At 45.8% G+C, this 6,604-nt stretch carries 7 protein-coding genes and 2 pseudogenes; all 9 read right to left on the bottom strand.

Annotated elements, in window-relative coordinates:
* Nucleotides 1-260, bottom strand: a pseudogene (locus ACIPZE_RS28445) (hypothetical protein); the annotation flags it as partial.
* A 113-nt stretch (nt 261-373) separates the two neighbouring features.
* Nucleotides 374-787: a hypothetical protein gene (locus ACIPZE_RS28450; RefSeq protein ID WP_400776740.1), complete on the bottom strand. Its 414-nt coding sequence runs from the start codon at nt 785-787 to the stop codon at nt 374-376.
* 181 nt (nt 788-968) lie between these two features.
* Nucleotides 969-1,274, bottom strand: a complete 306-nt coding sequence (locus ACIPZE_RS28455; protein ID WP_400776743.1) for a hypothetical protein — start codon at nt 1,272-1,274, stop codon at nt 969-971.
* Between the two features lie 3 nt (nt 1,275-1,277).
* A pseudogene (locus ACIPZE_RS28460) lies at nt 1,278-3,188 on the bottom strand (RHS repeat domain-containing protein); the annotation flags it as partial.
* Between the two features lie 296 nt (nt 3,189-3,484).
* Nucleotides 3,485-3,916 (bottom strand): hypothetical protein, encoded by a 432-nt coding sequence (locus ACIPZE_RS28465; RefSeq protein WP_283435895.1) that lies wholly within the window; start codon nt 3,914-3,916, stop codon nt 3,485-3,487.
* The gene (locus ACIPZE_RS28470; RefSeq protein ID WP_283435896.1) at nt 3,913-4,209 is read right to left on the bottom strand and encodes a hypothetical protein; all 297 of its coding nucleotides are present in this window, start codon (nt 4,207-4,209) and stop codon (nt 3,913-3,915) included. The genes ACIPZE_RS28465 and ACIPZE_RS28470 overlap by 4 nt, the downstream gene beginning before the upstream one ends.
* An 11-nt stretch (nt 4,210-4,220) precedes the next feature.
* A complete protein-coding gene (locus ACIPZE_RS28475) occupies nt 4,221-4,841 on the bottom strand; it encodes a hypothetical protein (protein WP_283435897.1) in 621 nt (206 codons plus the stop codon).
* 201 nt (nt 4,842-5,042) lie between these two features.
* Nucleotides 5,043-5,432 (bottom strand): Imm50 family immunity protein, encoded by a 390-nt coding sequence (locus tag ACIPZE_RS28480; RefSeq protein ID WP_283435898.1) that lies wholly within the window; start codon nt 5,430-5,432, stop codon nt 5,043-5,045.
* 8 nt (nt 5,433-5,440) lie between these two features.
* Nucleotides 5,441-6,604: RHS repeat-associated core domain-containing protein (locus ACIPZE_RS28485; RefSeq protein ID WP_400776747.1), on the bottom strand; the 1,164-nt coding region annotated here is incomplete at its 5' end.

Below are 6,604 nucleotides of genomic sequence, written 5' to 3' on the forward strand. Positions count from 1 at the left end.
AAGGTTTTGACCAGCAGACGTCCGGACGCATCACGTTGGTATTCGCTGACCAGTTCGCTGCCGTCATCGCCGAACTCGATTTTCTTAAGCAACTGGCCGTTGAGGTCGTACTCGTAGGCAGTGCGTCGACCGTCAAAACCAGTTTCCTGCTCGATCAGGCCATTCGAGTAGTAGTCGAGTTGGTAGCGTTCGCCGCGCTCGTTCTCGATCTCGGTGAGGTTGAGTTGCGAGTTGTCGTAGCGATAGCGCAGTTGGCTGCCGTAAAATTAATCAGGGACGGACCACGTTTAAAGTGCGAAACGGAAAAATATAGCCTGTCTCTTATTGCGCGGAGCTCGCAAGTGAAAAAGTTGCTCATATATCGTTTTTGATCTTATTCTGTATCAATGAGTTTTTTGTATCGGTTGAATATAGTTATGCAGGTTTGATCTTCGTTAACTAGGTTTTCATAAAAGCTGTCGTCTTCAGCCCACTCTTGAAAAACAAATTGAGTTTTGTTTTTGTTGTTGTGAGTCTCCTTGGATTTCAAAATCCAGTGAGATGAAAGTTTCTTGTCGGAAATCTCAAAAAAATCCAGGGCAAACGGTTTCGGATATTCGTCATAGGGTTCTGTGCAAATGTAAAGCCAGGGGCGGTTATCCCAAAGCTCAATGCCATAAACTACATATTCTTTTCCAATTTCGATTTCCAGTTCATCGTCGCCAATTGAAATGTAGCACTTTAGTCTTGATGCTGTTTCTGTCGAGAAGTTTTCGCCTATCTTGTTTGTTTTGCATGTGACTTTCACTTTTTGTCTCCAGGTGGAACGCTTGGATCGTTACCCCGTAGAAAATAAATCTGTCCCTTTTTAGTTTTTTTAGTTTTTTTAGTTTTTTTAGTTTTTTTAGTTCTTTTTAGTCTGCTTTTTAGCCTAACGTTTTCGGGAGTGGTGTTTTTTACGAAGGGTCTATTTTACGCCTGCGTAAAGATTAAGGTTTTTTTATTTTATTCAGAGTGTGATCTAACGCTATTTCAAGTTCAGTCCAAGTTTTCGCGCTTTCGCTGTGTGTGGGCGACTCCCAGTTTTGATCTGTAATTAGCGAGATTCTAAAGGAGCCTTTTTCGCTGAATTCTGGGTACCATCCAATATCAATTATTTGTTCGAGTGGCAGTGATGCCTGTAATAGATCTTCTTTTAAATCGTCGGTAATAAGTTTGATGTCGCTTCCAACTAATGTGGAGAGTTCATCGAGAGTAATTGTTCCGCCGAGCGTTATTATTTTATTAATGTTCATCGCTTATTTTTTCTTCTTGGTTAGTTTTTTGAAGGCTTCTTCAGATATCGGATGTCCATGTATGGTGTTCGCACTCAATTCCACCCTCATGTACCGGGTTTCTTTTCCGTCGTTAGCGCCGATAGTTTTTCCCATATCAATGACTTTCCATGGTTTTCCATTATTGACATCTTGTCCGTTTGCAAAAGCGTGCCGTTCTAATGCTTCTATATCTGTGCCCGGCACATATTTCGCTGCACCTCCATTGGCAGTGGATTTTACGACAGAAGGCCAAGGAGCCTTAGGGGCCACATGTTTATTTCCATGGTTTGTCCACTGAACGTCTGGAGGAGGCGGGGATCCATCGCTAACCTTGGCTTTTTGCTCTGGAGGTTCGGCACCTTGGCCAGGAATGCATTTATCCCCACCAGGGCAAGTGTTTAGACCAAGCGGATCCACCCACCCCGTAGGGTTAGGCACGTACTGGTAGCTATTCAACCCACCCGCAAGCTTGATCGGATCCGGCGTCAAAAACCGTCCAGTACTCGGATTGTAGTAGCGGTGTCGGTTGTAATGAAACCCTGTCTCGGCATCGAAATATTGACCCTGAAACCGCAACGGGTTATCGATCTCGCTGACGTCCAGCTCGGCGAGATTACCGTAGGCTCGGTACTTCGCCGACCACATGATTTCACCGCTGTAGTCGGTGAGCTCCTGCGGTGTGCCGAGGTGGTCGAGTTGGTAATAGAACGGCGTTGCTTTACGTGGGCCTTCGCCATCTAGCATCGCCAATGGGCGGAAGCTGCCCGGTTCGTAGATGTAGCTGCGGTAGCGGTTTTCGGCGCTTTCCGCAATCAGGCGTTCGCCTTGCCAAAGGAATTCGGTGATGTGGCCGTCGACGGTTTTTTCAAAACGTCGACCGAATGCATCGTACTTGTAGGTTGCGGTGCTGCCACCCGGCAGGCTTACGCCGATCAAGCGGTGTTGGCAGTCGTAGCGATATTCGGTGACGAGTTTCTGCCTGGTACCACGGCGTTCGCGACTCAGGTTGCCGTACGCGTCGTACTCGTAGTGACGATCACCCTGCATCAGCAGGCGGTTACCTTTGACGTTGGCGAGGTTGGCAGTGCCTTCGTTACTTTGGCCCAGCAGGTTGCCGGCCGGATCGTGGGCGAAGCTTTCTGGGATAGCGCCACGCACGCTGATCAATCGATCGAGCGGGTCATAGTGGTAGCTGCGATTGCCTTTGCGGCTGTCATCAATGCCAGCGAGGTTGCCGTTGGCATCGTAATTATAACTACGCTGGAACAGGTTCTTGTCTCGCTGGCCAACAGTGTGGGCTTGCAGGCGGCCTTGTTCGTCGTACTGGTATTGGCTGAGCAGCAAACCTTGCTGACGTTTTTGTTCGCGCCCAGCACTGAACTGGTGAGAGGTCAGGCGTGAGCCGTTGAGGTCGATGCTGCTCAGTTGCCCGCCCGGTTGGTGACGGTAATCGAGTTTGCTGCCGTCAGGCAGGCGGCAGTGTTTTAGTTGGCCGACGCTGTCGTACTCGTATCGCAGGGTGCCCCAACCTTGGTGTTCTTCGATGAGGCGGTCTTGCAGGTCGTATTTGTAGGCGAGCGGCCAATGACCGTCGTCGACGTTGACGAGGCGACCGAGGGCGTCGTAGCCGTAGTGGATTTCTTCGCCATCGGCCAGGGTTTTCACCAGTAGTCGGCCAGCAGCGTCACGCTGATATTCAGTGACCCGTTCGCTGCCGTCGTCGCCGAACTCGGTTTTCTTCAGCAGTTGGCCGTTGAGGTCATATTCATAGGCCGTACGACGACCGTCGAAGCCGGTTTCCTGCTGGAGCAGGCCGTTGGCGTAGTAGTCGAGGTGGTATTGCTCGCCGCGCTCCTTTTCGATTTCAGTCAGCAGCAGGCGCGAGTTGTCATAGAGTGGAGAAAAGGGAAAAGATTTATTTTCAATGCGTAGAAAATAAAACTGAAAATCCCTTCATTAGCATATGGAAATGAAGATTGCTCTGGAGAGGCCTAGTCGGAAAATTTGCCAAAGTCCAAGTATAACTCTGGAATACTTACGCTAAATAGTTTTTCTACTTGAGAAGTTTTATTGGTTTCCACTGAGAATCTCTGTTCAATCCCAAAGGAACTCCATTCAAAAATTCATATCCACCCTCCGTGGAAAATAAATCCTTCCCCGGTTTTGCCACTTTTTACCTACTTTGTTTTCTATGTTTTCTGAACTGGATACGTTTCGCCCGTGATTGTAATTGATGTTCCATCTGATTTTATGTTTTCGATGCTGTTTATAACTATCTTGAGTTCTTTTGAGTTTGGGAATAGAAAGTAAAAAAGCTCGAAATAAAGATAGTCTTTTATAAGGCTTGCAGCCAAATTGTGATAGTTGTTTAAAATTTCATCAAAGGTTGGGTATTCTATTTTTTCTAGTTCGGGAATGTCCGCATAGCCTTGCTCAGAGTCATCAATTTTGCATTCGGCAATAAATGAATTTGCATGGCTGATAAATTGTTCCGGAAACTCATCGTTGTTTATCGTCATTTCGTATTTTTTTGTTTCAAGAATTGACTTTTCTCCGAAGCCAAGGCTCCTGTAGGTGACCGTGTTTAGATTGATTTCCGTGCCGGCTGATCTAAATATCATGGAAGTTCTCCCGGTGGTATGAGCGTGATCGTACCATCCTCTTTAAGCGTTATTGAACCTGATGGTCTGTACGCTTCACCTGCTTTCTGATCCTGCTCTGAACGTTTACCTGAGCGTTGGAAAAATTCTTCTGGAGATTTTATTTCTTCAATGGATGCAGTTCTGTTGCCAGGCGCGATTTTAGTTTCTTCGAGCGACAAAAAAGAAAAGGGGACAAATTTATTTTCAGTGTTTAGAAAATAAATCTGTCCCCTTTTTGTTGGCTGTTCAGGGTAGATATGGACTGTCCCCACTTACCGTTGTTCTATTGTTTGTATACTCGATAACCCGCATCAAAATCGCTAACGGTGTGCATATTGCTGTAGGTTGTGTCGAATATTCCCTGGATTGGAGGTTGGACACGATTTGCTTGTAAATTTAAGAGTTTTACTGAATTTTGGAGTTCTTCGTATGTTGCTATATAAGTAAGGTTCGAAGGGGTGAACTCGATAGTTACTTTTTTTGGTGAGATTATGGCAAGATTGATCAATAACTGTGGTGTTGAGAATGATCTCCCTCCGACGTCGTAGATTTTATCTTCGTTCGCTAATTTGGGGCCGTAAGACTCGTGCGTCAAGTAACCTTCATCTTGATTTAATAGGCGTATTAGTTTTTCATGACCCTTCATCTTCTCAAATGTAATGATTGCTTTCTTGAGTATTAGGAAACCGTCCTCGTCCATGTTGTCTAGGAATTTTGAATTCTGAAGTTTTATTGAAGAGACTACTGGTTCGTCTATTAGGTTAAGAACGACATTAAAAATTTCGAGTTGAAAGCTATTATGAATGTTTTCAGTTGGAGGAATATTTATATAGGATATGACTCCGCCGGCATTGTCGAAATCGATAGCGCCAAAGGATTTTGTAATGTCAATTAAAAAATTCATTTTGCTCTCTCGATTATAAATTGATCAAGTTGTTTTGATTCTATTTGATTGCCATCAATGGTTTTAAAACCTTTTGGGTCGACTTTTGTTTGCGAGACTATTCTTCGAGAAAAGGGGGGCAGGTTTATTTTCGGTTTGTAGAAAATAAATTTGTCCCACTTTTTATGTTTTATGTTTTATGTTTTATGTTTTATGTTTTTCTTAGATTGCGCCATCATTGTTGTATGCTTTGATGTTGTTTATAAATATGCCACTGGCTTTGCACGTAATATTGCATAGAGAGTTGATTGTCGCCTTTATTTCGAATTCACTGTTGTTTTTGTTGATATTTAGTTCTAGTGGGCCGCAGAGGTTGAAGTTTTTAACCTCTAATGTTGTTGCATTGTTAATGATTAGGTCAAAGGAAAACTCATTATATTCATTTTTTATCCACTTATCTGGGTAGCTGTTGTCTTTCATGCGGCTGAATAGTTTTAAAGTTATCGCATTGTCTCTAAGTATGGCGTGGGAGATGTTTAAGTCCGTTGGCGCGTAGCCATTTCCAAAAATGGCTAGCCATTGTTTTTTGTCTGAAATGTAGTTTGTCCACATTTTATTTTTCACTCGAAAACATAATGGGTGGAAACACTTTTAAGGTGGAAAGTTCTATTGCGGTCAGCATTGCCTGTTTCCGGATCATACTCTCTTACATTGAAATGCGGTTTGTGCGAAGCATGGTCGCTTGGGAAGTCTTCATGCCCATATGAGTGCTCTTGAATTACTACGCGCTCATTGTCAATGTTTTTGTAGTGGTATTCTCTAGTGTAGACAATGTTGCCATCCGCATCGAGAACGTTTTGTTTTCCTACTCCATGCTCACCCGCTTTTGTGAGGGCAACTTGGTTTACTTCCAATGGTTCAGCTGACTTGGGTATTCTTGCATCACGTTTTGCATCTTGAAAGGCAGCTCTGCGAGAGCCATAAAATTTATCATTTCGGGTAAATTTCTTTTGTCCCGGACACCCATTCAACCCCAACGGATCCACCCATCCCGTAGGATTAGGCACGTACTGGTAGTTATTCAACCCCCCAGCAAGCTTGATCGGATCCGGCGTCAAAAACCGTCCAGTCCCCGGATTGTAGTAGCGGTGTCGGTTGTAATGTAACCCCGTCTCGGCATCGAAATACTGACCCTGGAACCGCAACGGGTTATCGATTTCGCTGACATCGAGTGCCGCCAGGTTGCCATAAGCTCGGTATCTGGCCGACCACATAATCTCGCCGCTGTAATCGGTGAGTTCCTGCGGTGTGCCCAAGTGATCGAGTTGGTAATAGAACGGCGTGGCTTTACGTGGGCCTTCGCCGTCGAGCATAGCCAACGGACGGAAGCTGCCCGGTTCGTAGATGTAACTGCGATAGCGATTTTCGGCGCTTTCAGCGATCAAGCGCTCGCCTTGCCACAGGAATTCAGTGGTGTGGCCGTCGACGGTTTTTTCTATACGACGGCCGAAGGCGTCGTATTTGTAAGTTGCAGTGCTGCCGCCCGGCAGGCTGACGCCGATCAGACGATGCTGGCAGTCGTAGCGATATTCGGTGACGAGTTTCTGGCCGGCGCCACGACGTTCACGGCTCAAATTACCGTAAGCGTCGTAGTCATAATGGCGGTCGCCCTGCATCAGTAGGCGGTTGCCTTTGACGTTAGCCAAATTGGCTACGGGCAGGTCATTCTGACCGAGGAGGTTGCCTGCTGGATCGTGGGCGAAGCTTTCCGGTGTTGCACCACG

The organism is Pseudomonas sp. NPDC089741 (assembly GCF_044748825.1).
In the GTDB taxonomy this organism is placed as follows: Bacteria; Pseudomonadota; Gammaproteobacteria; order Pseudomonadales; family Pseudomonadaceae; genus Aquipseudomonas; species Aquipseudomonas helmanticensis.